The sequence below is a fragment of the Microbacterium sp. genome, assembly GCF_040394595.1.
In the GTDB taxonomy this organism is placed as follows: domain Bacteria; phylum Actinomycetota; class Actinomycetes; order Actinomycetales; family Microbacteriaceae; genus Microbacterium.
Genome location: NZ_JBEBSA010000008.1, coordinates 26,108 through 48,374, shown reverse-complemented (window position 1 = coordinate 48,374; position 22,267 = coordinate 26,108). Strand labels below are relative to the sequence as shown.

Here is a 22,267-nt window from a genome sequence, read left to right as displayed (position 1 = left end):
TCACCTCCAAGGAGAACCACGTATGACCGCTCTCTCCCGCCGCGCCTTCCTCGGCGCGACCGCCCTCGGCATTCTCGGCGCCGGCGCTCTCGCCGGTTGCACCCCCTCCGTCCCCGGCGGCACCGCAGCCTCCGGGAACGCGGGCGCCGCCCTCCCGAAGCGCTTCCCCTTCGCGGGGATCACCCCCGACTTCGTCAGCACGCACGACATGGGGCTCTCCGCGTTCCGGCACTACCCCGTCGACCCCGTGTCGGTCTACAAGGGCGCGCCCGGCGACGGGAAGCCCATCACGGGGCTGACCCAGCTCAACGGCCCGCTCCCCCCGGCGGTCGACGCCAACCCGTACTGGCAGGAGCTCAACCGCCGCGTCGGGTCTCCGATGAAGATCCAGCAGGTCGCCGCGGGCGCGGACTTCAACACCAGGCTGGCCACGATCACGGCGGGCGACGATCTACCCGACATGATGCAGATCAACTCGACCGTGCCCGCCCTCTCGGCGTTCATGACCGCGAAAATGGCAGACCTCACCCCGTACCTGTCCGGCGACAACATCAGGAAGTACCCGGGGCTCGCGAACATCCCCACGCCGTTCTGGCGGGGTTGCGTGTTCGACGGGCGGCTCCGCGCGTTGCCGATCTCCCGTGGCGTGTACTCGGCGAGCGTGATGCTCAACCGGCGCGACCTCCTGGAGGATGCCGGCCTGCCGTCCGATCTCACCAGGTTCTCTGACTTCGAGGACGCGTGCAAGGAGCTGACCTCGTCGTCGCAGAACCGCTGGGCGCTGGGCTCGAACCCCCTGGCGTTCATCCGGCAGATGCAGGGCATCCCCTTCAACTGGAAGGAGAGCGGCGGGAGGTTCACCAGTGCCGTGCAGGACGAGCGCCAGGAGGACGCCCTCGAGGCGGCCCGCTCGCTGATCGCCAAGGGCTACGCGAACCCCGACGTCGCCGCTGCGGCACCCGCCCAGATGTCGCAGTGGATGCTGAAGGGCTCCGCCGCCTTCATGTTCTCCACCTACGCCACCTGGAGCGCCCTCTACGCCCAGCGCACCGACAAGAAGACGACCTTCGGCGTGTACCAGGTGCCCGGCTTCTCCGGGGGGAGCGGAACGGGCTGGGGAGGCGTGGCGAACAACAACATCGTCGGGTTCCCGAAGGCCTCTGAGGCGCGGATCGAGACGCTGCTGAAGACCGCCGACTACTTCGCCTCGCCGTTCGGATCGGAGGAGTACCGCTTCCTCTACTACGGGATCGAGGGCGAGGACTTCACCCTCGACGGGGGCGATCCCGTGCCCGCCTCGGCGGACGTGTCCCACCTCTGGCTCGGCACGCGCTACCTGGGCGCCCCGCCCGTCGCGCTCTACTACTCTCCGCCGCAGAGCGATCTCGTCGAAGAGGTGTGGAATCACACGGAGACCTACCTGAAGACCGCGGTGTTCGACCCGTCGATGTCGCTGTACTCCGAGACGCTCTCCCGCACCGGAGCGTCGATCGGCGCCGCGCTCGTGTCGGTGGAGAACGACATCGTCTTCGGTCGACGGCCGGTCTCGGCGTGGAAGGACGCCGTCAAGACCTTCATGTCAAGCGGCGGGTCGAAGATCGCCGACGAGCTGGCCAAGGCAGCCGAGGCCAACCGGTGACGGCGGCGGAGGGGATCGACGGCTTCTGGGCGGAGTCGCTCCGCCAGCCGGCCCCCGCATCCCCTCCGCGGCTCACGCCGATCGCGGCGGACCTCGATCTCTGCGAGGTCTTCGACGTGGAGTTCGACGGCTGGGCGGGCGACCCCGTCCGGGCGTGGCTTCTGCTCCCCCGGGAGAGGAGCGGACCCGTCCCCGGCCTCGTGCACTTCATCGGCTACGGATCCGGAAGAGGCTTCGCCCACAGCTGGACCCTGTATCCTGCGGCGGGCTTCGCCGTGCTGGTCATGGACAACCGGGGACAGGGCTCCCCGCATCTGCCGGGGTCCACCGTCGACGCCGGCTTCTTCGAGGAGCCTGGCGGGGGCACGGGTTTCGCGACACGCGGCATCACGAGCCCCGAGACCTACTACTACCGCCGGCTGTTCGTCGACGCACATCACGCCGTGGACGCCCTGCGCGCCGCGCCGGGGGTCGACCCGGAACGGACGGGCGTGGTCGGCGGCAGCCAGGGCGGTGCCCTCGCGCTCGCCGCCGCGGCGCTCAACCCGGCGACCGCCTTCGTGGTCGCCGAGGTGCCCTTCCTCGCCGACATCCCGCGCGGCGTGGCACTCGCCGAAGCGGGCCCCTACACCGAGATCGCCGCCTTTCTCGCGACCCATCGCGACGCGCAGGACCAGGTGTTCGACACGCTCTCGCATGTCGACGTCGCGCTGCTCGGGCGTCGTGCCGCCGCTCCGGCACTGTTCACCCTCGGCGGCCGCGACGCGGTCTGCCCGCCGGCCACCGTGCGCGCGGCCTTCGACGGCTACGCGGGCGAGAAGAGTCTCGCTGAATGGGCCTTCAACGGGCACGAGGGCGGCGGGCCTCACCAGACCGCGGACAACCTGCGGTGGCTGCGCAGATGCGCCGGGCTGTCCTCGTGACCGGGGAAACGACGCACGGCCGATGGCTCGGCCGCCCGGGAGAGGCGGCGCGCATCCGCTTCGGCGCCGACTACAACCCCGAGCAGTGGCCTCGGGAGACGTGGCACGAGGACATGCGCCTGATGCGAAGGGCGGGCGTCGACATCGTCTCCCTCGGGATCTTCTCCTGGTCGCTGCTGGAGCCGCGGCCCGGGGAATGGGACTTCTCCTGGCTCGACGATGCGATGGATCTGCTCCACGCGAACGGGATCGACGTCGACCTCGCCACGGCCACCGCCTCCCCTCCGCCGTGGCTCACCGCCCGGCATCCCGAGGTCTTACCGCAGACGGAGACCGGAGCGGCCATGTCCGCCGGATCACGGCAGCACTGGCGCCCGACGTCGCCGGTGTTCCGTGCGTACGCGCTGCGGATGACGCGCGCCATCGCCGAGCGCTACCGCAAGCATCCCGCACTGGTCGCCTGGCACGTCTCCAACGAGCTGGGCTGTCACAACCTCTTCGACCACTCCGACGACGCCGCACGCGCCTTTCGCGCCTGGCTCCGTGAGCGACACGGATCGCTGGACGCCCTCAACGACGCATGGGGCACCGCGGTATGGTCGCAGCGCTACGGCGACTGGGAGGAGGTCCTGCCGCCGCGGACGGCGACCACTGTCCGCAACCCGGGACAGCAGCTCGACTTCGAGCGTTTCTCCTCGGATGCGCTCCGTGAGCACCTGCGGGCGGAGACAGCGGTGCTGCGCGAGCTCACCCCCGACATCCCGGTCACCACGAACTTCATGGTCTGCCAGAACTTCTCGGGCATCGATTACCCCACCTGGACCCGAGACGTGGACTTCGTGTCCAACGACCACTATCTGCGTCCGGGCGAGGCCGGCCGCGACGACCTGTCTTTCTGGGCCAACTACACCGGCAACCTCGCCGGCGGGCAGCCGTGGTTCCTCATGGAGCACGCACCGAGCGCCGTCAACTGGCGCGAGATCAATCCCCCGAAGCGCCCGGGTGAGCTGCTGCGGGACGCGCTGACGCACGTCGCGCACGGAGCGGACGCGATCTGCTTCTTCCAGTGGCGCCAGGCCTCGGCGGGGGCCGAGCGGTATCACTCGGCGATGCTGCCGCACGCGGGCGCCGACAGCCGCGTCTTCCGGGAGGTCGAGGCGCTGGGCGCCGCCCTCCGGGACATCGGCCACATCGCCGGATCGCGACGGGAGAAGGCCCGGGTCGCGCTGCTCTTCGACTACGCCTCGTGGTGGGTCACCGCACGTGAGTCGCACCCGAGCGCCGCGCTCCGCTATGACCAGCAGACACTGGACTGGTACCGCGCGCTCCTCGACCTGGGCGTGCGCGCAGACGTCCTCCCCTCCTCGGCGCCCCTCGACGGCTACGAGGTGCTCCTCGCCCCGATGCTCCATGTGGTCCCCGACGCGTTGCGGATCCGGCTGGAGCAGGCGGTCGCCCGCGGAGCGCATCTCATCGCGACCTGCTTCTCGGGCGTCGTCGACGAGCACGACCGCGTGCGGACGGGAGGCTATCCGGGCGCGTTGCGCGACCTGCTCGACATCGTCGTCGAGGAGTTCGCACCGCTGCTCCCGGGCGAAGGGGCCGCACTGGCCTCCGGCGCGCGAGCGGTCGCGTGGACGGAGCGGATCTCGCACATCGGCGCAGATGTGGAGGTCCTCGACGCGTACGCGGACGGCGACCTGGCCGGCGAGCCGGCAGTGACGCGGAGGAGGACGGGGGCCGGGTCGGCCGCCTATGTCTCCGCCGACCTCGACCGCGCCGACGCGGTGGCGCTGCTGCGCCGGATGGCGGACGACGTCGATGCGCTGCGCGGCGATCCGCGCAGCGCCGGCGGCCGGATCGAGCTCGTCACGCGCATCGGCGGGGGAAAGCGGCACGTCTTCGCCGCCAACCGCACCGATGACGTCATCCCCTGGGCGGGCGGGCGCGGCATCGGCCCGCGCGAGGTCTTCGTCCTCTCCGAGCCGATGCCGCCGGGATGAGCCCCCGCCCCGTCCGCGTTCAGCGGACGAGGATCTCCCACTGGCTGAGCGCGATCGCCTGGTCGAAGACGATCCGGTGGTGCCGCTGCGCCGCCGTGGCGGGGAACGCGAAGGGCCGGGTCTGACACGCCCAGCGGAACTCCTCCGCGGCACGACGATCGACAGCGATCCAGTCCCGTCCGTCGTCGGAACCCTCCACCGTCCAGCCGTAGCTTCCCGCCTGCTGCGGGGTGATCGTATAGAGCTCGGCGGACGCGGCCTCGCTGCCTTCCCAGGAGACCCACCCCCCGTCGGGGAGCTCGAGGGCCTGGGTCGCGGAGTCATCGTCCACGACCGCCCGCGCGTCGCCGGTGCTCGCGGCGACACGCGCCCCTTCTCCGGCCGTGATGTCCCGCAACGGCCGCGGACGCTCCACCGGGGTCGACAGCAAGGAGCCGGCGCCCCAATCGCTCGGCTCCGCACCGAGTGCGATCTCGATGTGCGCGCCGCCGGCGAGCCTCGATCGCGGGATCGACACATCCGTCCAGTCCTCGCCGTCGACCCGGACGCCCTGGATGTAGACGTTCTCCGTGCTGAGCCCCGGCGCCTCGATCACCAGGGCCGCACCGCCCTCCAGGGCGATGCGGGTGCGTGCGTAGGACGGCGCCGTGATGACGAACGAGTCGGATGCCGGCACGAGCGGGTAGATCCCGATCGCCGAGAAGAAGTGCCACATCGACAGCTCCCCGTTGTCCTCGTCCCCGGGATAGCCCTGACCGAGCTCACTGCCGACGAACATCCGAGCGATGCACTCGCGGATGATCCGCTGCGTCTTGTGCGGCGCCCCGGCGGCGAGGTACATGTACGGGATGTGGTGCGCGGGCTGGTTCGAGATGGCCAGCATCCCCATCCGGAGGTCGCGCGCGCACGTCATCTCCTGGATGAGATAGGTGTAGGAGCCCTTCACGGCGTCGCCGCCGGTCTCGGGTGTCGCGAAGAACTGGTCGAGCTTCTCCTCGAGCGCCGTCGCGCCGCCGTGCAGCGCCGCGAGGCCCCGCGGATCGTGGGGCACGGTGAAGGCCGTCCCCCAGCCGTTGGTCTCGGTGTAGTCGTGCCCCCATACGCGGGGGTCGTACTCCTCCGGACTGAGACGCCAGCCGCCGTCCGGTGTCCGCCCCTGGAAGAACCCGATCCGCGGGTCGAAGACCGTGGCGTAGGTCAGCGAGCGCGCCCGGAAGTACTCCTCCGCGACTCGGTGCTCCTCGGCGCGGGGCCCCTCGGGATCGCGTTCGCGCAGGAGCCTGCTCAGCTCGGCGACACCGCGGTCGTTCAGCGCCGCGTCCAGCGTCCAGGACATGCCCTCGTGGGTGTCGGTGTCGACGTACCCGCGGAAGGCCGAGCGGTGCAGGCCTTTCCGGCCCACGCGGGGATCGGGCGACGGGACGCTCGCGTTCCGCAGCGCCGACTCGTGTGCGCCGTCCAGGTCCAGCCCGGGCACCGCGGCGAGCGCCGCGTCGGCGAAGATGACGTCGGTCGTCGTCCCGGTCATGCAGTCGACAGGCCCCGGGGCGCTCCACCGGCTGGTCCAGCCGCCCTCTCGATAGTGCTCGACGAACCCGTTCAGCAGTTCGGCCGAGCGACGAGGCGTCAGCAGGTGGAGGGCCGGCCAGCAGGTGCGATAGGTGTCCCAGAATCCGTTGTTGACGCTCAGAGTCCCGGCGACGATGCGGCAGCCGGTGTGCTCCGGCGTGTGCGGGCGTTCGAGCGCCCCGAACGGACTCGCATACCGCCAGTCCGGATCCTCCTCGGTGCCCAGGTTCTCCGCCCCGTCATTGGGGAACAGATGCACCCGGTACAGGTTCGAGTACAGCGTGGTCAGCTGGTCGGGGGACGCACCGTCCACCGTCACGCGTCCGAGCAGCTCGTCCCATTCGTCCTGGGCGCGGCGGACGTCCTCGTCGAAGTCGCCGAGCTCGCTCCTCGCCACGCGCTCGGCCTGGGCGACGCTGATGAACGAGGTGCCGAGCCGCACCGTGATCGAGCGGTCGCCGCCGTCCTCCGGCAGCGCGAAGGTCGTCCGGGCACGGACGTGCTCCTTGCCCGGGTAGCCGAGTCGCGCGGACGAGAGCGCCGGACGGCTCATGACGCCGAACACGAACATCCGCGGCACGTCGGGCAGATCCGTGCGCGGACCGTCCACATAGCCGGAGAAAGTCCGCCCACCCGGCTCGGGCGGCGTGAAAGCGCCGGGGAGGAAGCCGATCTCGTCGAAGATCAGCGACGCGGAGTCGCCGACCGCGGTGTCGAAGGTGAACCGCAGATGCAGGCTGCTGCGACTCGCGGTCATCTCCGCGCGGATCCCTCCGTCGAGCTCCACACGATAGAGGTGCGGCCGGGCGACCTCACGGCGGTGGTCGAAGGCGAGCGCACGGCGGTGAGGCGCCCCCTGAGGCTCGGCGAGCGGGCTGGGCATGATCTGGAAGGCGCCACGCTCGCCGATCCACGGGCTGGGACTGTGCGAGGTGGAGAAGGCCTGGATCCGGGGCCGGTTGTCCGGGCCGTTGTCCCGGTGCCATGAGTACGGCCACATCCGCTCGTCGGCGTTCGTGACCGGGATCCCGAAGACGAATCCGTGCGGCCGTGCCGTGATCGGCGTCGTGTTGCCGCGGGAGACGACCTCGTTCGAATGGGTCCCTCGGGTCGTCCTGACCCAGTCGCTCGGGCGCGTCGGGAGGGGCTCGGCGGGCACGATCTCCACGTCGTCGAGGAATCCGGCGTACGCCGTCTCGTCCTCGCCGTCCTCTCCCTCCCCCTCGGGCACGAACGCGGACAGCTCGATCGCGACGGCACGACGGCCGACGACGGAGTCCAGCGCGATCCGCTTGAGGTTCCACTGGTTGACGAACGTCGACCGAGAGGCGTACTGCTCCTCGGCGGAGGCCCCGAAGCCGTATTGGTCGGCGGCCGCGGACTGCGAGAGCCGGGAGCCGTCGGCGAAGAGCAGGTCGCAGGAGACGGCGGTGGAGCGGAAGGCATCACGGATGTCGCCCGCCGTCTCGTCGATCTGCGGATGCACCACGTAGCGCAGCTCGTCGCCCTCGGACACCAGGAGGTCGACCTCGGCGAGCACCGTCCGCGCACGCGACCCCGGCACACCGCTCACCGCATAGCGAAGCGGCTCCACCGAGCGATAGCCGAGGCCCGGCCTCCCCGTCGAGGTCTCGTCCTCCGAGGGGCCCTCCGCACGGACGACGGAGAGCGTCGCGGTCATGGTGGCGGACGGCGTGCGGACTGCTGACGGCATTGTCGTGCTCCTCGATCTGAAATAACGTTGTCTAACTATAGATTCCGGGCTTGCACGGGTGCAACCGGCGATCGGTCCGCGAGGCTGATCGACGCTTCCCCCAGAAGGGTGGAAGACTGGCGGGGGAGGAAACAACGATGACCGGAAACCCGACGATGATCGATGTCGCCCGGGAAGCGGACGTCGCCCTCAAGACCGTCTCGCGCTTCGTCAACGGCGAGACCAACATCAACCCCGCCATGGCGGAGCGCATCGCGGCGGCGATCGCCAAGCTCGGCTATCGGCGCAACCTCGCCGCGGCGAGCATCCGACCGGGATGGACGAGCAAGACCATCGGCCTGATCATCAGCGACCTGGCCAATCCCTACTACTCGACACTGGCCCGCGCCATCGAGGGCACCGCCCGCGAGCAGGGCTATCTCGTGATCAGCGCGAGCTCCGACGAGGACGGCGCGCAGCACGACAGGCTGGTCGACCGCCTCCTCGAGCAGCGGGTCGACGCCTTGATCATCGTCCCGCCTCGCGACGCCGGACGCGCCTGGTCGGACCTCCCCCCGCCACTCCCGCCGCTGGTCTTCCTCGACCGCCCGGTCGATTTCGCAAGCTCGAGCGTCATCCTCGCCGACAACATCGGCGGCGCCGGCGACGCCACCTCAGCCCTGCTCGCGGAGGGCGCCCGGCGCATCGCGTTCGTCGGCGACTCGCTCGCGATCCACACGATGGACGAGCGGCACGCCGGCTACCTCACCGCCCTGCGACGGGCCGGCATCCCCGACGAAGCGTCGCTCACGGTCGTGGGCGCGCACAGCAGCGACGAGGCGACCGCCGCGGTCTCCGCCCTGCTACGGGAGGATCCGTCCGTCGACGCGGTCTTCGCGGCGAACAACCGTGCGACGATCGGGGCGCTGCGCGCGTTCCGCGAGGTCGGGCGGCGACCCGCGCTGATCGGCTTCGACGACTTCGAGGCCGCGCAGCTCTATGAACCCGGCGTCTCTGTCGTCACCCACGACGTCTCCGAGATGGGCGCGCTGGCCGCGAGGATCGTCCTCCGATCGCTGAGCGGATCCCCCGCGGAGCCGGAGACGCACGTGCTGCCGACCCGACTGATCTTCCGGGGCTCCGAGAAGCTCTAGACGCCCACGGCGGAGCCGAGGCGGTGCGACTCGAGCGCCGCCTCGTTCAGAGCGTGCGCCCGCGCCGCCTCGGCCGGGGTCGCGCAGCCGAAGCGCCCGTCGAGCGCCCCCTCGCGCTCAGCGAGGTAGGCGGCCCACATCTGCAGGATCGAGTCGGAGAACCCGGTCTCGAAGTTCGCACCCGTCACCGTCGGCCACACCGAGCGGCTCCCCGCATCGATCCGCTGCCAGCTCTGCTCCGATCCGATCCCCGGGATCCGCACCGTGTCGAACACCTCGACCAGCTTCGGGGACTTGGTCGAGAAGCGGACGCCGCCCTCCATCCCGATCGCCTCGAACTCCCAGGAGTTCTTGTGCCCCGGAGCGATGCGCTTCATCTCGACCGACAGCGGGAACCCCGCACCATCCGCCGATGCCTCCACGTGTAGGGTCGCGTTGTCCCAGGTGTCGCACACGACGGGCGCGCCGTCCGGCCCCGGGCGGAAGGGGACGATGTCCTGCAGCACTCCGTGGAGGCTCCGCGGCTCCCATCCGAGGCGCAGCGGCACATGCCAGGCGTGCAGACCCAGATCGTTCATCACACCGGCCTCGCCGCAGAACGCGCTCTGCCGCTTCCAGTTGATCGGCTTGTCCACGTCGAGGTCGCTGGAGTGCAGGAAGGCGCTGCGCGCTTCGATGATCCGCCCGAGAGCCCCCGACCTCACGTAGTCGATCGCCCACTGCGCCCCGGGGAAGAACGGCATCTCGCTGGAGCACCGCACGAAGCTCTCCGGGTGCCGTTCCGCCGCCCGGATGATGGATGCCGCCGCGCGGCCGTCGATCCCGAAGGGCTTCTCGGCCAGCAGGCCCTTGCCCGCCTCGATGACGTCGACGTAGAGGGTCTCATGCAGATCGTGACGCACGGCGACGTAGACCACGTCGACATCGCCGCTCGCGAGCATCTCCCGGTGATCGGTGAAGGTGCCGCGTACGGAGTCGATCTGCTCGAACCATCGCAGCGCGTCGGGGTTGATGTCGCACACCGCCGTGAGCCTCGGACGCACCGGATGGTCGATCAGCGCGGGCCAGCGCTGGATCGCCGCAGCGATCTCCCGGCCCATGAGCCCGGCCCCGATGATGCCGATGTTGACGGCTCTCCCCGCATCGCGCCCGCTCATGCCGCGCTCGCCTCCAGGATCGCCGCGGCGTCGTCGGGCGACGCGTCGTCGTGGAGCATCGCGAGAAGGGCGCGGGTAATCCCGCCCGGCTTCGGATGCTGCACGACGTTGCGTCCGTAGACGATCCCCCGCGCCCCCTGAGCGAGCACCTCCGCCGTGCGTGCGAGCAGTGCATGGTCGTCCACACGCCCTCCTCCGCGGACGAGAACCGGGGTGTCGCCGGCCACCTCCACCACACGGTGGTACTCGGAGAGGTCGTCGGTCGGGTCGGCCTTGATGAGATCGGCGCCCAGCTCCTTCGCCTGGCGGACGAGCGCGACGATCCTCGACGTGTCACCGTCGGTCATGTAGCCGCCCGCGATCGCATTGTCCTGCATCACCAGGGGCTCGATCATCAGCGGCATCCCGAACCGCGTCGCCTTCTCCCGCAGCGCGAGGATCGAGAGGATGCAGGCCTCCCGGATCTCCGGCCGGTCGGGCACCTGCATGAGGTTGACGCAGACGGCGGCGGCGTCGAGGCGCACCGCCTCCTCGATCGCGTTCGGCAGATGGTGACTGAAGACGTGCGGGTCGATCGGGTTCCCGTAGACGTTCGCGACGTCGGCGCGGAGCACCAGCGCCGGCTTGTCCCGCCCCCGACGGTCCTGCAGCAGGGGCGCCTGGCCGGGCGTGAGCTGGATCGCGTCGGGAGACGCGTGCACCAGCGTGTCGACGACCACGCGCATGTCCTCGATGCCGGTGATGAACGACGGCTCACCGAACAGCCCGTGGTCCACCGCGACATCGAGGATGCGCCCCGATCGCGGGTGGAAGAGCCGGTTCAGCCGATGGGAAGACCTGGTCATGTGCCTCTCCTGATGTGAGTGCGATGCGATGTCGAGACGCGCTTGGACGACGACGGCATTGACGCTACTGTAATCAGACAACGTTGTCTAGCTGGACGGCGTCACCTTCGGACTGGGAGCATCGTGCACGACTTCACCGTTGCCGGACACCTCTGCGTCGACCTCACGCCCTGCCTGCCGGGCACCGCCGTGACGGAGCCCGGGATCCTGAGCGAGGTGGGCCCCGTCGGGATCGCGCTGGGCGGAGCGACGGCCAACACCGGCGCAGGGCTCGCCGAGCTCGGCGCCTCCGTCCGCATCTCCGCGGCCATCGGGGACGACCCGCTCGGCGGACTGGCCCGTGCGGAGTTCGCGCGCCGCGGTCTCTCCGCCCAGGGGCTCCAGGTCGCGCCCGCCGCGGGCACGTCCTACAGCGTGATCCTGCAGCCCCCCGGCGACGACCGGACCATCTGGCATCATCCCGGGGCGAACGCCGCGTTCGACCCCGCTCTGGTCGATCTCGCCGGCACGCGGATGCTGCACTTCGGCTATCCCTCCCTCATGGACGGGATGGTCGCCGCCGACGGAGGCCCGCTCGTCGACCTCTTCACCCGCGCCCGGCGGTGCGGTGTCAGCACCTCGCTCGACACCGCCGTCATCGATCCGAGGTCCTCCGCCGCCCGACGCGACTGGTCGCGCATCTTCGCGCGCCTGCTGCCGCATGTCGACGTGTTCACGCCGAGCATCGACGACCTGACGTCGGCGTTCGGCGATGCTCGCGCCCGCTCCCGGACCACAGTGGAGCGATACGCGGATCGGCTCATCGGCGCAGGGGCCGCCATCGTGATGATCTCCGCCGGTGCCGAGGGAATGTTCCTGCGCACCGCGAGTGCATCCGTGCTCGAGAAGCGCGGAGAGACCGTGGCAGCCCTCGCCCCGTCGTGGTCGGACGCCGCCTTCTGGCAGCGGGCCGACCCGATCGACACCCTGGCGACGACGAACGGAGCCGGCGACGCCGCCACCGCCGGACTGCTCCTCGGCGTCGCATCGGGGGCATCCGTCGGCGAGGCCGCGCAGATGGCGGCGACCTGCGCCGCGACGAGGATCTCCGGCCGCCGGCTCGACAGCACGCTCTTCCCCGCGACCACTCTCTGAGGAGGCATCCATGCAACCCATCGTCCTGACGGCGAACCGTCCCGCCGACCGCTTCTACCTGGGCGGCCCCCGGATCGCCGAGTTCCGCGGCTCCCCCGACGACGGGGATCGCGTGCCGGAGGACTGGATCGGCTCCACCACGGAGCTCCGCGGGGGACCGCCCTCCGCGGGCCTCTCCGTGCTGCCCGACGGGAGGATCCTCCGCGACTGCGTCGCCGACGACCCCGTGCGCTGGCTGGGCGAGGCGCACACATCGCGCTACGGCGACGACCCGATGCTGCTGGTCAAGCTTCTCGATGCCGGGCAGCGTCTGCCCGTGCACATCCACCCGGACGCCGGGTTCGCCGATCGTCACCTCGACCGCCCGCACGGGAAGGCGGAGGCGTGGTACATCCTCCGCGGCGGGGACGTCCACGTCGGACTGAAGAGCCCGACGACGCGGGAGCGCCTCGGCGCGCTCGTGCGGGATCAGGACGTGGATGCCCTGCGCGACCTGCTGCACACCGTCGCGGTGCACCCGGGCGACACCGTGTTCGTGCCGCCGGGCACGCTCCACGCGATCGGTGAAGGCGTGCTGCTCATCGAGGTGCAGGAGCCGGAGGACCTGTCGATCCTGCTGGAGTGGCAGGGCTTCGAGATCGACGGGTCACGGGACGGGCATCTCGGCCTGGGGTTCGAGACCGCGCTCGAAGCGGTCGACCTCTCGCCGCGGACCGCCGGCGAGGTCGAGGCTCTCGTCACACGAGGGTTCGAGGGGGCGTCGGTGCTCGCTCCCGGAGCGGAGCGCTACTTCGCTCTCGGACGACACCGCGTCGACGGCGGGTTCGCGCTGGATGCCGGCTTCGCGGTCCTCATCGTCACCGCCGGCATGGTGGAGCTCGACGGCGAGGAGCCCGCGCGACGGCTGGACCGCGGCACCACTCTGCTGGTCCCCGCCGCCGCGGGCCGCGTCTCCCTGCACGGTCACGGCGAGATCGTCGTCTGCCGTCCGCCCTCCGGTCGGTGAGCGAACGCGGCTCCGCTCACCCCCTGCGGGGCGCGTCGGCGAAGCGCGAGCGCAGCGCCTCGGGCACGGCGATGTCACCGAAGGACGCGGTCCATCCGCCGTCCACGGCGATCGACTGCCCGGTCAGGTACGGAGCCCCGTCGGAGAGCAGGAACGATGCGACGGCGGCGACCTCCTCCGCCCGCGCGATGCGGCCCATCGGAGGCCCCTCGGCGAGGGCCCGTTCTTCGGCCTCCGGGTCGGGCGCGGCGGCGATCTGCGCCTCGAGGTGCGGGGTGCGCACGCCGCCCGGCGCGACGGTGTTCGCCCGGATGCCGAGCCCTCCGTAGGTGACGGCGACGCTACGGGTGAGCGCGTCGATGCCGCCCTTCGTGAACTCGTAGGCGGCGTGGCCGGGGTGGCTCGCGCGGCCGTGGATCGAGCCGACGTTCACGATCGCCCCCGGCACGCCCTGATCGATGAACGCGGTGACGGCGACGGAGCACCCCCACAGGTAGCCGAACCCGTTGACGTCGATGATCTCGCGCACGACGTCCTCGTCCAGCTCGTGCAGGGGAGTGTGCTTGGTGATGCCGGCGTTGTTGACCCAACCGGCCAGGGGCGCGCGGGCGATCGCGGCGTCCGCGGCGCGCTGATGCGCCTCCCGCGACGAGGAGTCGCCGAGCACCACCTCGGCGCAGATGCCGGCCTCGACGGTGCCCGACCCCGGCGAGCGTTCCAGTCCGACGACGATCCAGCCGTCGGCGGTGAGCCGTTCGGCGACCGCCCGGCCGATGCCCTTGCCGCTGCCCGTCACGACGACGCTGCGCGCACCGGGGCTCGTCGCCGCGGCGGAGGATTCCGGAGAGGTCATGCCGCGCTCCCGTCGAAGTCGAAGACCGCGGGGTCGAGCTCGAAGCCCAGCCCCGGCGCATCCGATGGTACGACGAGCCCGTCGTAGCGCGGCCCGCCGTGCACGAAGGCCGGCGCGGGGTCGTAGGGGTTGCCGCCACGGGCGAACGTCTCGACGCCGATGCCCAGGTGCGCAGTCACCTCGGAGTACACGTGACCGGAGACCGGGACGCCGCGCTCGGCCGCCCAGGCGATCATCTCCCGCGCCGGGGTCACGCCTCCGATCGCGACGACGTCGAGACGCAGCACGTCGACCGCCTCCTCCTCGACGAGCGCGCGGAGCACGGCGGGGTCGGTGACCTCATCGCCGACCGAGGTGGTCAGCCCCGACTCGCGGCGGATGCGTGCGCATCCCGCCGCGTCCTCGGGAAGCAGCGGATCCTCCAGCCAGGCGAGCTGCGGGTCGCCCCATTGGGCGATCTCGGCGAGGGCCTGGTCGGCGTCGCGCCACCCGAAGCCGACGTCGACGACCAGTCCGGTCCCGGCGGGGAGCTCGCGGCCGAGGATGCCGATCAGCTCGCGCATGTACGCGGGATCGGGCAGGCGGGAGATCTTCACGTTCGTCCACCCGTCGGCCTGGGCCAGCACCTCGTCGGCCACGGCGCGCGGCGTGCGGTCCGGGGTGGGGTAGGCGGCGACGAGCATCGAGGACCGCGGGGCGTCGCCCGCGCCCAGCATCCGCCACAGCGGCTGTCCGGCGCGACGGGCGGCGATGTCCCAGAGCGCGATGTCGACCAGGCCGATCGCACGGCGCACGAGGCCGACCCGTCCGACGATCGCGCTGCCGCGCAGCATCCGCTCCCAGGTCGACGCCGGGTCGTCCGGATCGCCTCCGAGGGCGTGCGCGGCGACGAGCCGGTCGACGATCTCGGCCATCGGGGCCTCTCGGGACAGGCAGTACGCCACGCCGTGGACGCCCTCGGCGTCGGCCGCGCGCACCGCACTGTACTCCCGCCGGGTCACGGTCATCGCGCCGAGCTGCAGGGGCGCGGGGAGGGGCAGCACGGCCGTGGCCGTGTCGATGCGCGCGATGCCGGTCATTCGGGCTTCTTCGCCAGCGGGACGCCGTAGTCGACCATGAACCCGCCGTCGACGTAGAGGGTCTGACCGTTCATGTACGACGCCTGGTCGGACACGAGGAAGCTGACCGCCGCGCCGATCTCGCTCGCATCGGCGAGACGCCGGGCCGGGATGCGGGAGAGGATCGTGTCGAGGCTGAGGGTGCCGGCCTCGACGCCCTGGCGGAAGACGCCGGTGTCGACGTAGCCGGGTGCGACGGCGTTGACCCGCACGCCGCGGGCCGCCCACTCGGCGCCGGCCGTCGAGGTGAGGCCGATGACCGCGGCCTTCGTGGTGGAGTAGGGTGCGCGACCGGCGGAGCCGCGGGCCGACACCGAGGAGATGTTGACGATGCGGCCGCGGCCGCGCTCCAGCATCCTCCGACCTGCAGCCTGCAGGCACGCGAAGACGCCGTGCAGGTTGACGTCGACCACGGCGGACCACTCATCCCAGCTGAGGTCCTCGATGCCACGGTGACGCTGGATGCCGGCGTTGTTGACCAGCACCTCGATCGGTCCGAGCTCGGTCTCGATCTCGCCGAAGACCCGGTCGACGGCGATGTGGTCGGTGACGTCGAGTTCCCGCCAGAGGACGCCTGCGGGGTTGTCGCCGTCGGTGAGCGCGGGCACGCGGTCGGCGGCGACGACGCGGTAGCCGTCGGCGGCGAGGCGCTGGCCGATCTCCCAGCCGATGCCTGCGGCGCCTCCGGTGACGACGGCGACGGGGGTCTGAGCGGTCATGTTTCTCCTCAAACGGCTCTCGATGGATGCGGGTGGACGTCGGTGAAGGGTGGGATGCCGGCTCAGCGGCCGAGGAGGCCGGCGACCAGGCGGCATGCGTGCTCTTCGAGCAGCTCGAGGCTTCCGGGGGCCAGCGGCGTCTGCCAGGACTGATACGCCCCGCGCTCGTAGGCCTCCCGAGTGGGCAGATAGACGAACCCCGGCCCGTTGGTCAGGTTCATCACGACGATCGGCACGTCGGGGAAACGGTCGCGGAGCGTGCGCTGCAGCCGTGAGTACGCCTCGCCCGGATGCCCCACGATCACGGCGTCTCCGAGTCGCCAGGCCCACACCGGATGCGTCACGGCGGGGCCGTCGATGTACCCCTCGCGCAGGTTGCGGGCCCTCCCGAGTCGCTCCTCCCGCGAGCGAGGGTCGATGCCCTTCCACTCCTCGGCGAGCTCGTCGAGCGTGGGCAGCTCGCGCAGCGGCAGCTCGACGCCGGCCACCGCGCCCGCGGCGGAGCCGTCGGCGTCGGCGGGGCGGCCCGTCCAGATGGCGAGCGGGGCGCCCGACTCGACCACCCGGTCGAGGGTGACCTCGTCGCCCGGGGAGGGCAGGCCGTCGAGCGCGGCGAGCACGGCGTGCCCGAGCGAGCGCCCGTGCCGGTCGGCCACCGCCACGTCGCCGGTGTACTGCTCGCGGGGGGCGAGCTCTCCGGAGGCACCCTGCACGAACAGGCAGGGTGCGCCCGTGGCGGTCTCGACGATCTCGCGCATCGCCCCCACGTAGTCGGGCGACACCTCGCGGTTCTGCCACGCGAGCGTCGTGGGGTGACAGGCGTAGTTCACCAGCGTCGCGCACACCCGGCCGTCCACGCTGATCCTTCCGATGACGACGGTGTCGTCCGCGTCGCCGGCGGGGTTGTACCCTACCAGCGCCCGCCCGTCGAGGTCGAGCTCGCGATCGGCGGCCAGGGTGCAGCGCCCGTCGGTCCACTCCACCAGCCCGGGCTCGGCGCCGTCCAAGGCCTCCTGCCCCGCGGCGACACCCGCCGCGGCGAGTGCCTCGAGGTATCCGGGGATCAGCTCGCCGCCGGGCAGATGGGCGTCGGCCGCGCAGAGCACCGCGCCGGCGTGGGTGTGCGAGAGCGAGAGCATCAGCTGATCGGGCTCGAGGCCCAGGCCGTCGAGGATCGCGCCGCGCACGTCCCGCTCATCGGCGACGCGTCGCCACCAGGTCCCGTCGACCGCGAGCAGCAGCCGGGCCCGTCCGTCGTCACCGGTGAGGGCGAGGGCGGTGAGCTCGAAAGGACGATGGGCCCCCTCGGAGCGCTCCCACTCGGCGGGACCCCAGTTCTTCGCACGGATGCCGACCGGCGGGGTCACGTCACGACGGGCGACGCCGACCCTGGCGCGGGTGCGCGGCACGCGGATGCGGTCGCCGATCCTCGTTCGCATGGTCACCTGCTCACCCATCGCCCTTCCTATTTGCTATAGCAAACTGTATCGTGCCCGGCGCAGGATATCCACGCGGGCCGCTCCCCCGATCGCCGAGCGGAGCCGCGCAGCGGCGCGGATGAGACGCGACGCCCGCCCGACGACCGGAGGACTCGTCTACGCGTCGACCGGCGGAGCCTTCGTGAACTCCGGACGCCTGCTGAGCACGAAGCCGATGACGGCCCCCATCACCGTGAGCGCGGCCACCGGGATCAGGCCCCAGACCGCGGAACCCGTGGTCTCGGTGATCCAGCCGATCGCGTAGGGGCCGGCGAAGCCCGCGAGGTTGCCGACCGAGTTGATGAAGGCCAGCCCCGCGGCCGCGGCGGTGCCGGTGAGCACCATCGGCGGGAGGCTCCAGAACAGCGGGGTCGTCGCGAACAGGGCGGACATGCCCACGCACAGCGCCGCGAGCGCGAGCACCGGCACGTCGCGGGCGGCGACGGCGGCGATCAGCGAGAGCGCGGTGATGGTCAGCGTGATGCCGACCTGCAGCGGGATGTTGCCCTGCTTGCGGGCCGCGCGCTCCCAGGGGAGCATCAGCAGCGCCGCGCAGATGTTCGGCACGGCCACCAGCCAGCCGATCGTCGCGGTCGAGAAGTCGCCCATGCCCTTGACGATCGTCGGCAGCCAGAGCCCGAGACCGTACGCACCGAAGACCACACCGAAGAACAGCAGGATGAGGGCCCACAGCCGGCCGTTCGAGAACACCTGCGCGAGGCGCACCCGCCCGTGCGCCTTCTCGGTCGCGGCGGTCTCGAGCGCGACCGTGTCGGAGATCCACCGCTGTTCGGCGGGGTTCAGCCACTTGGCGTCCTGCGGACGGTCGGGCAGCCAGAAGAACACCGCGAACGCGAGCAGCACGGCCGGGATGCCCTCGATGATGAAGACGAGCTGCCAGCCGTCCATGCCGAGGAATCCGTGGAAGCCCATGATCCAGCCCGACAGCGGCGCGGCGATCGCGTTCGCGAGGGGGTTGGACAGCGCGAAGACCGCGAGCACCTGCGTCCGATACTGCCGGGGGAACCACAGGGTGAGGTAGAGGAGCACGCCGGGGAAGAACCCCGCCTCGGCGACGCCGAGCAGGAAGCGCGCGATCGTGAACTGCGTCTGGTCCTGCACGAACGCGGTGAGCACCGCCACGATGCCCCAGGTGATCATGATCCGCGCGATCCACTTGCGGGCGCCGAACTTCTCCAGCAGCAGGTTGCTCGGCACCTCGAAGAGCAGGTAGCCGATGAAGAAGATCCCCGCGGCGAATCCGAAGGCCGCCTCGGTGATCTGCAGGGCCTGCGTCATCTCCAGCTTGGCGAAGCCGGCGTTGTTGCGGTCGATGTACGCCACGAGGTAGAGCAGGCCGAGGAACGGCCCGAGGCGCCAGATCGCCTTCCTCATCGCGCTCCGGCCGATGTCGGCCGATGGATCGGCGAGGGATGCGGGGGAGGACATGGATCTCCTTTGATCGGGGGGAGGGGAGGGCGGACGACCGGAAGGCGCTCCGCACTCATCCGCACCGCTATAGCATCTAGCAAACGGCGGGATTCGTCCAGTCCGATGCAGAATGTGAGATCCTCACGGACGCGGCCGGATGCCATAGCATCGGGAGGACGGATGCCGGAACCCGTCGAGCCACGAGGGGGAAGCATGCGCACCGTATCGGATCAGAACATCGCCGAACAGGTCGCCGACGAGTTGCGCGCGGCGATCCACTCCGGTGAGCTGATGCCGGGCGAGCGGCTGGTCGAGCGCAAGCTCGCCGAGCGGCTGGGCGTGAGCCACATCCCGGTGCGCGAGGCGCTCACCCGGCTGGCCGAGGAGCGGCTCGTCGTGCGGGAGCCGCGCCGCGGGGCCAAGGTCGCAGAGCTCACCGACCGCGATCTCGAGGAGATCTCCAGCCTCCGCATCGTGCTGGAGCAGTTCATGGCGATCCGCGTCCAGGAGCGGTGGAACGAGGCGTCGGCACAGAGGCTGCAGGACATCCTCGCGGCCATGGACGCCGCCCCGACCGGCGACATGACCGAGGTGCTGCGGCAGGACCGTGCGTTCCACGAGGCTCTGGCCGAGCTCTCCGAGCACCGGTTCGTGACCGAGCTGAACGCTCAGCTGCGCGGCCGCATCGCCGGATTCATCCAGGCCGCGAACGCCGCCCTGCCGCCGGCGGAGCAGGCCGAGCACGTGCGCAGCCACCGTCTCATCTACGAGGCGATCGCCAGCGGCGACCCGGAGGCGGCGCGCGAGGCGATCGCCGCCCACGTCACCCAGGCCGTCGACCGCATCGCCCCCCTCACCGGCCCGCACGCCTGACCCCCTCCCCGTCCCCTCCTCCTCCCCGATTCCTCGCCCCTCCCGTTCCGGCGGGCCGAGCACCGGCAGCCGGGAGCGAGCACGGGCACGGATCGTGCAGATCCGGCACGGCACCGTGCGCATCCGGCAGGGCCACGGCCGGCCCTCCGGGCCGAGAGTGGAGGCACGATATCCGCGCGTTCGAGGAGGAACGTCATGCCCGAGTCATCAACCACCGCACAGTACGTCGTCGTCGGCGCCGGATCCGCGGGAAGCGCGCTCGCCCGCCGGCTCGTCGACGCCGGCCACTCGGTCCACGTCATCGAGGCCGGGCAGGGAGACGCGAGCCCCCACATCCACTCTCCGCAGGGATGGCCGGCGCTCCTGATGTCGGAGGACGACTGGGCTGTGATGACGACGCCGCAGGAGCATCTCGGCGGCCGGGTCCTCTACTGGCCGCGCGGCCGGGTGCTGGGCGGCTCGAGTTCCCTCAACGGCATGATCTACATGCGCGGCGACCGGACGGACTACGACGGCTGGGCAGCGGAAGGCGCCGAAGGATGGGGCTGGGACGACGTGCTCCCGCTGTTCCGCAGGTCGGAGGATCACGCCGACGGCGAGGACGACGTCCACGGCGCCGGTGGGCCCCTGCACGTCGAGCGGATCCCGGAGGACGCGCGGCATCCGCTCGCGACCGCGTTCGTCGACGCCGCCGTACACGCGGGGATCGATCCGACCGACGACTTCAACCGCGACCGCCTCGACGGCGCGGGCTTCAACCACACGACCACGAAGGACGGCACGCGCGCCAGCGCCTGGCAGAGCTTCGCCGCCCCGATCCTCGACGATCCGCTGCTCACGGTGACGACCGGCGCCCTCGTCGACCGGGTGATCGTCGAGGACGGACGCGCGGTCGGTGTCGCGTACCGCGTCGACGGGCGGGAGCACCACGCCCTCGCCTCCGCGGAGATCGTGCTGTCGGGCGGCGCGATCGGCTCGCCGGCGATCCTCCTCCGGTCCGGCATCGGCCCCCGGGAGCATCTCGAGGCTCTGGGCATCCCCGTGGTCGCCGACCTCCCCGGCGTCGGCGAGAACCTCCACGACCACCTGCTGGTGAGTGTGCTCTACGAGGCGAAGGAGCCCGTCCCCGCCGGGCGGTGGAACCTCCTCGAGAGCCAGCTCTACGCGCGGTCATCCGTCGCCGACGGACCGGCGCCCGATCTGCAGCCGCTCTTCATCCACGTCCCCTACCCGACCGACGGCGGCGCGGCGCCCGAGAACGGCTACACGATCGCGGCCGGCATCGTCCGTCCGCACTCGCGCGGCACGCTGCGTCTCGCCTCCGCCGATCCGCAGACGCCACCGCTCGTCGATCCGAACGTCTTCGCCGACGAACGGGATCTCGAGGCGATGGTCGACGCGATCGAGCTCGTCCGCGGCATCGGCGCCGACGAGGCGTTCGCCCCCTACCGCGCCGCCGAGTTCGCGCCCGGACCCGAGGTGACGACCCGCGACGCGCTGCGCGACTTCGCCCGGCGCACCGTCGGGACGTATCACCACCAGGTGGGCACCTGCCGCATGGGTGTCGACGAGCGGGCGGTCGTCGGGCCCGACCTCCGCGTGCGCGGGGTCTCCGGGCTGCGCGTGGCCGACGCGTCGGTGATGCCCTTCGTGCCGAGCGCCAACACCAACGCGCCGTCGATCATGGTGGGCGAGAAGGCCTCCGACCTGATCCTCGCCGACACCCGTACCGCGGCGGGCGGGCATACGCTCGGACGGTGAGCCTCTTCGCCTCGACCGCCGACTTCTACGGCCGCTACCGCTCCGGGATCACCGCCGAGGTGGCGGAGCTCCTCAGCGCATCCGCGCCGGCGGGCGCCCCGCGCCGCCTGCTCGATGTCGGCACGGGCACGGGTCTCGTCATCCGGGCCCTGCTCCCGCACTTCGACGAGGCGATCGGCGTCGACCCCGACCCCGATCTCCTCGCCGTCGGCCGCGACCAGCTCCGCGGCGCGCGGCAGGTGCGACTGCTCCCGGGCAGAGCCGAGGACTTCGCGCTCGACCCCGGCTGGCGGGCGCAGCTCGTCACGGTCTGCCGCGCGTTCCACTGGTTCGACCGCCCGGCGTTCCTGTCCCACGTCCGCGGGGCGATGGCGCCCCGGGCGACCCTCGCGATCCTCGGCGACCGGAGCATCTGGGACGGCGGCGACGAGTGGAAGGACCGCGCGCGCCGCGTGGTGCAGGACATGCTCGGACAGGAGCGGCGGGCCGGTGAGGGCACCTACCGCCCGTCCGCACGCAGCTTCGTCGACGATCTGACGGATGCCGGATACACCGGAGCGTCTTCGCACTTCCTGCCCGTCGAGAGGAACCGCACCGTCGAGGAGGTGATCGGACTGCTGCACTCGATGTCGTTCGCCTCCCCCGCGGTGCTCGGGGACGCGATCGGGGAGTTCGATCGCCGCATCCGGGACGAGCTCACCCCGCTCGCTTCCGACGGCGCACTCACCGATCACAACGAGTATTACGTCTACACGGCGACCAGGCCCCGCTGACCTCCCGCCGTCGGCCTCGTGGACGCTCGCCGGACGGGGTGAAGAACGGGTGAGGGGCGGGCGTTCCGCGAGGCATCCGCGCTGGTCGGATTGCTACGTTCGGACGACGGCATCCGCGCCGCGGATCGACGGCGACCG

At 71.4% G+C, this 22,267-nt stretch carries 17 protein-coding genes; 9 read left to right on the top strand and 8 right to left on the bottom strand.

Translation table 11 applies throughout. The features are described from left to right. The first annotated feature begins 22 nt into the window (after positions 1–22). From ABWO84_RS10100 to ABWO84_RS10090, 3 genes are read left to right on the top strand one after another with little or no spacing between them, the layout of a single operon-like run. Entirely contained in the window at positions 23–1,639 is a 1,617-nt protein-coding gene (locus tag ABWO84_RS10100) for an extracellular solute-binding protein (protein ID WP_353114410.1), read from the top strand. Next, positions 1,636–2,562 carry an acetylxylan esterase gene (locus ABWO84_RS10095; protein WP_353114409.1) on the top strand — a complete coding sequence of 309 codons (927 nt, stop codon included), beginning with the start codon at positions 1,636–1,638 and terminating at the stop codon, positions 2,560–2,562. Before ABWO84_RS10100 ends, ABWO84_RS10095 begins: the two co-directional genes overlap by 4 nt. Continuing rightward, positions 2,559–4,565 (top strand): beta-galactosidase, encoded by a 2,007-nt coding sequence (locus tag ABWO84_RS10090; protein ID WP_353114408.1) that lies wholly within the window; start codon positions 2,559–2,561, stop codon positions 4,563–4,565. The genes ABWO84_RS10095 and ABWO84_RS10090 overlap by 4 nt, the downstream gene beginning before the upstream one ends. Before the next feature lie 19 nt (positions 4,566–4,584). Here ABWO84_RS10090 and ABWO84_RS10085 read toward each other — a convergent pair whose 3' ends face one another. Next, positions 4,585–7,848 (bottom strand): GH92 family glycosyl hydrolase, encoded by a 3,264-nt coding sequence (locus ABWO84_RS10085; RefSeq protein ID WP_353114407.1) that lies wholly within the window; start codon positions 7,846–7,848, stop codon positions 4,585–4,587. 137 nt (positions 7,849–7,985) lie between these two features. On the opposite strand from ABWO84_RS10085, the gene ABWO84_RS10080 reads away from it, so the two are divergent. Further along, complete coding sequence (locus ABWO84_RS10080; RefSeq protein ID WP_353114406.1) at positions 7,986–8,981, top strand: LacI family DNA-binding transcriptional regulator; 996 nt, start codon at positions 7,986–7,988, stop codon at positions 8,979–8,981. On the opposite strand, the gene ABWO84_RS10075 is transcribed toward ABWO84_RS10080, so the two are convergent. Together ABWO84_RS10075 and ABWO84_RS10070 are read right to left on the bottom strand one after the other, a co-directional pair. Continuing rightward, entirely contained in the window at positions 8,978–10,138 is a 1,161-nt protein-coding gene (locus ABWO84_RS10075; RefSeq protein ID WP_353114405.1) for a Gfo/Idh/MocA family protein, read from the bottom strand. The genes ABWO84_RS10080 and ABWO84_RS10075 overlap by 4 nt on opposite strands. After that, positions 10,135–10,983, bottom strand: coding sequence for a class I fructose-bisphosphate aldolase (locus tag ABWO84_RS10070; protein ID WP_353114404.1), 849 nt, complete (start codon positions 10,981–10,983; stop codon positions 10,135–10,137). The genes ABWO84_RS10075 and ABWO84_RS10070 overlap by 4 nt, the downstream gene beginning before the upstream one ends. 123 nt (positions 10,984–11,106) lie before the next feature. Here ABWO84_RS10070 and ABWO84_RS10065 point away from each other — a divergent pair, with 123 nt between their 5' ends. Together ABWO84_RS10065 and ABWO84_RS10060 are read left to right on the top strand one after the other, a co-directional pair. Beyond that, complete coding sequence (locus ABWO84_RS10065) at positions 11,107–12,117, top strand: carbohydrate kinase family protein (protein WP_353114403.1); 1,011 nt, start codon at positions 11,107–11,109, stop codon at positions 12,115–12,117. 10 nt (positions 12,118–12,127) lie between these two features. Next, the gene (locus tag ABWO84_RS10060; protein WP_353114402.1) at positions 12,128–13,123 is read left to right on the top strand and encodes a class I mannose-6-phosphate isomerase; all 996 of its coding nucleotides are present in this window, start codon (positions 12,128–12,130) and stop codon (positions 13,121–13,123) included. 16 nt (positions 13,124–13,139) lie between these two features. Here the strand turns inward: ABWO84_RS10060 and ABWO84_RS10055 are convergent, their stop codons facing one another. From ABWO84_RS10055 to ABWO84_RS10035, 5 genes are all read right to left on the bottom strand, one after another. Continuing rightward, positions 13,140–13,976 (bottom strand): SDR family NAD(P)-dependent oxidoreductase, encoded by an 837-nt coding sequence (locus tag ABWO84_RS10055; RefSeq protein WP_353114401.1) that lies wholly within the window; start codon positions 13,974–13,976, stop codon positions 13,140–13,142. After that, the gene (locus ABWO84_RS10050; RefSeq protein WP_353114400.1) at positions 13,973–15,055 is read right to left on the bottom strand and encodes a mandelate racemase/muconate lactonizing enzyme family protein; all 1,083 of its coding nucleotides are present in this window, start codon (positions 15,053–15,055) and stop codon (positions 13,973–13,975) included. The genes ABWO84_RS10055 and ABWO84_RS10050 overlap by 4 nt, the downstream gene beginning before the upstream one ends. Beyond that, positions 15,052–15,813 (bottom strand): SDR family NAD(P)-dependent oxidoreductase, encoded by a 762-nt coding sequence (locus tag ABWO84_RS10045; protein WP_353114399.1) that lies wholly within the window; start codon positions 15,811–15,813, stop codon positions 15,052–15,054. Before ABWO84_RS10045 ends, ABWO84_RS10050 begins: the two co-directional genes overlap by 4 nt. Positions 15,814–15,875: 62 nt before the next feature. Further along, positions 15,876–17,270, bottom strand: coding sequence for a hypothetical protein (locus ABWO84_RS10040; RefSeq protein WP_353114398.1), 1,395 nt, complete (start codon positions 17,268–17,270; stop codon positions 15,876–15,878). Between the two features lie 138 nt (positions 17,271–17,408). Next, a complete protein-coding gene (locus tag ABWO84_RS10035) occupies positions 17,409–18,740 on the bottom strand; it encodes an MFS transporter (protein ID WP_353114397.1) in 1,332 nt (443 codons plus the stop codon). A gap of 195 nt (positions 18,741–18,935) precedes the next feature. Between ABWO84_RS10035 and ABWO84_RS10030 the strand changes: the two genes are divergently transcribed. The 3 genes from ABWO84_RS10030 to ABWO84_RS10020 all read left to right on the top strand — a co-directional run bounded on the left by ABWO84_RS10030 (position 18,936) and on the right by ABWO84_RS10020 (position 22,129). After that, complete coding sequence (locus ABWO84_RS10030) at positions 18,936–19,595, top strand: GntR family transcriptional regulator (RefSeq protein WP_353114396.1); 660 nt, start codon at positions 18,936–18,938, stop codon at positions 19,593–19,595. A gap of 195 nt (positions 19,596–19,790) precedes the next feature. Further along, positions 19,791–21,356, top strand: coding sequence for a GMC family oxidoreductase (locus tag ABWO84_RS10025; RefSeq protein ID WP_353114395.1), 1,566 nt, complete (start codon positions 19,791–19,793; stop codon positions 21,354–21,356). Next, positions 21,353–22,129, top strand: coding sequence for a class I SAM-dependent methyltransferase (locus ABWO84_RS10020; protein ID WP_353114394.1), 777 nt, complete (start codon positions 21,353–21,355; stop codon positions 22,127–22,129). The genes ABWO84_RS10025 and ABWO84_RS10020 overlap by 4 nt, the downstream gene beginning before the upstream one ends. The last annotated feature ends 138 nt before the right edge of the window (positions 22,130–22,267 follow it).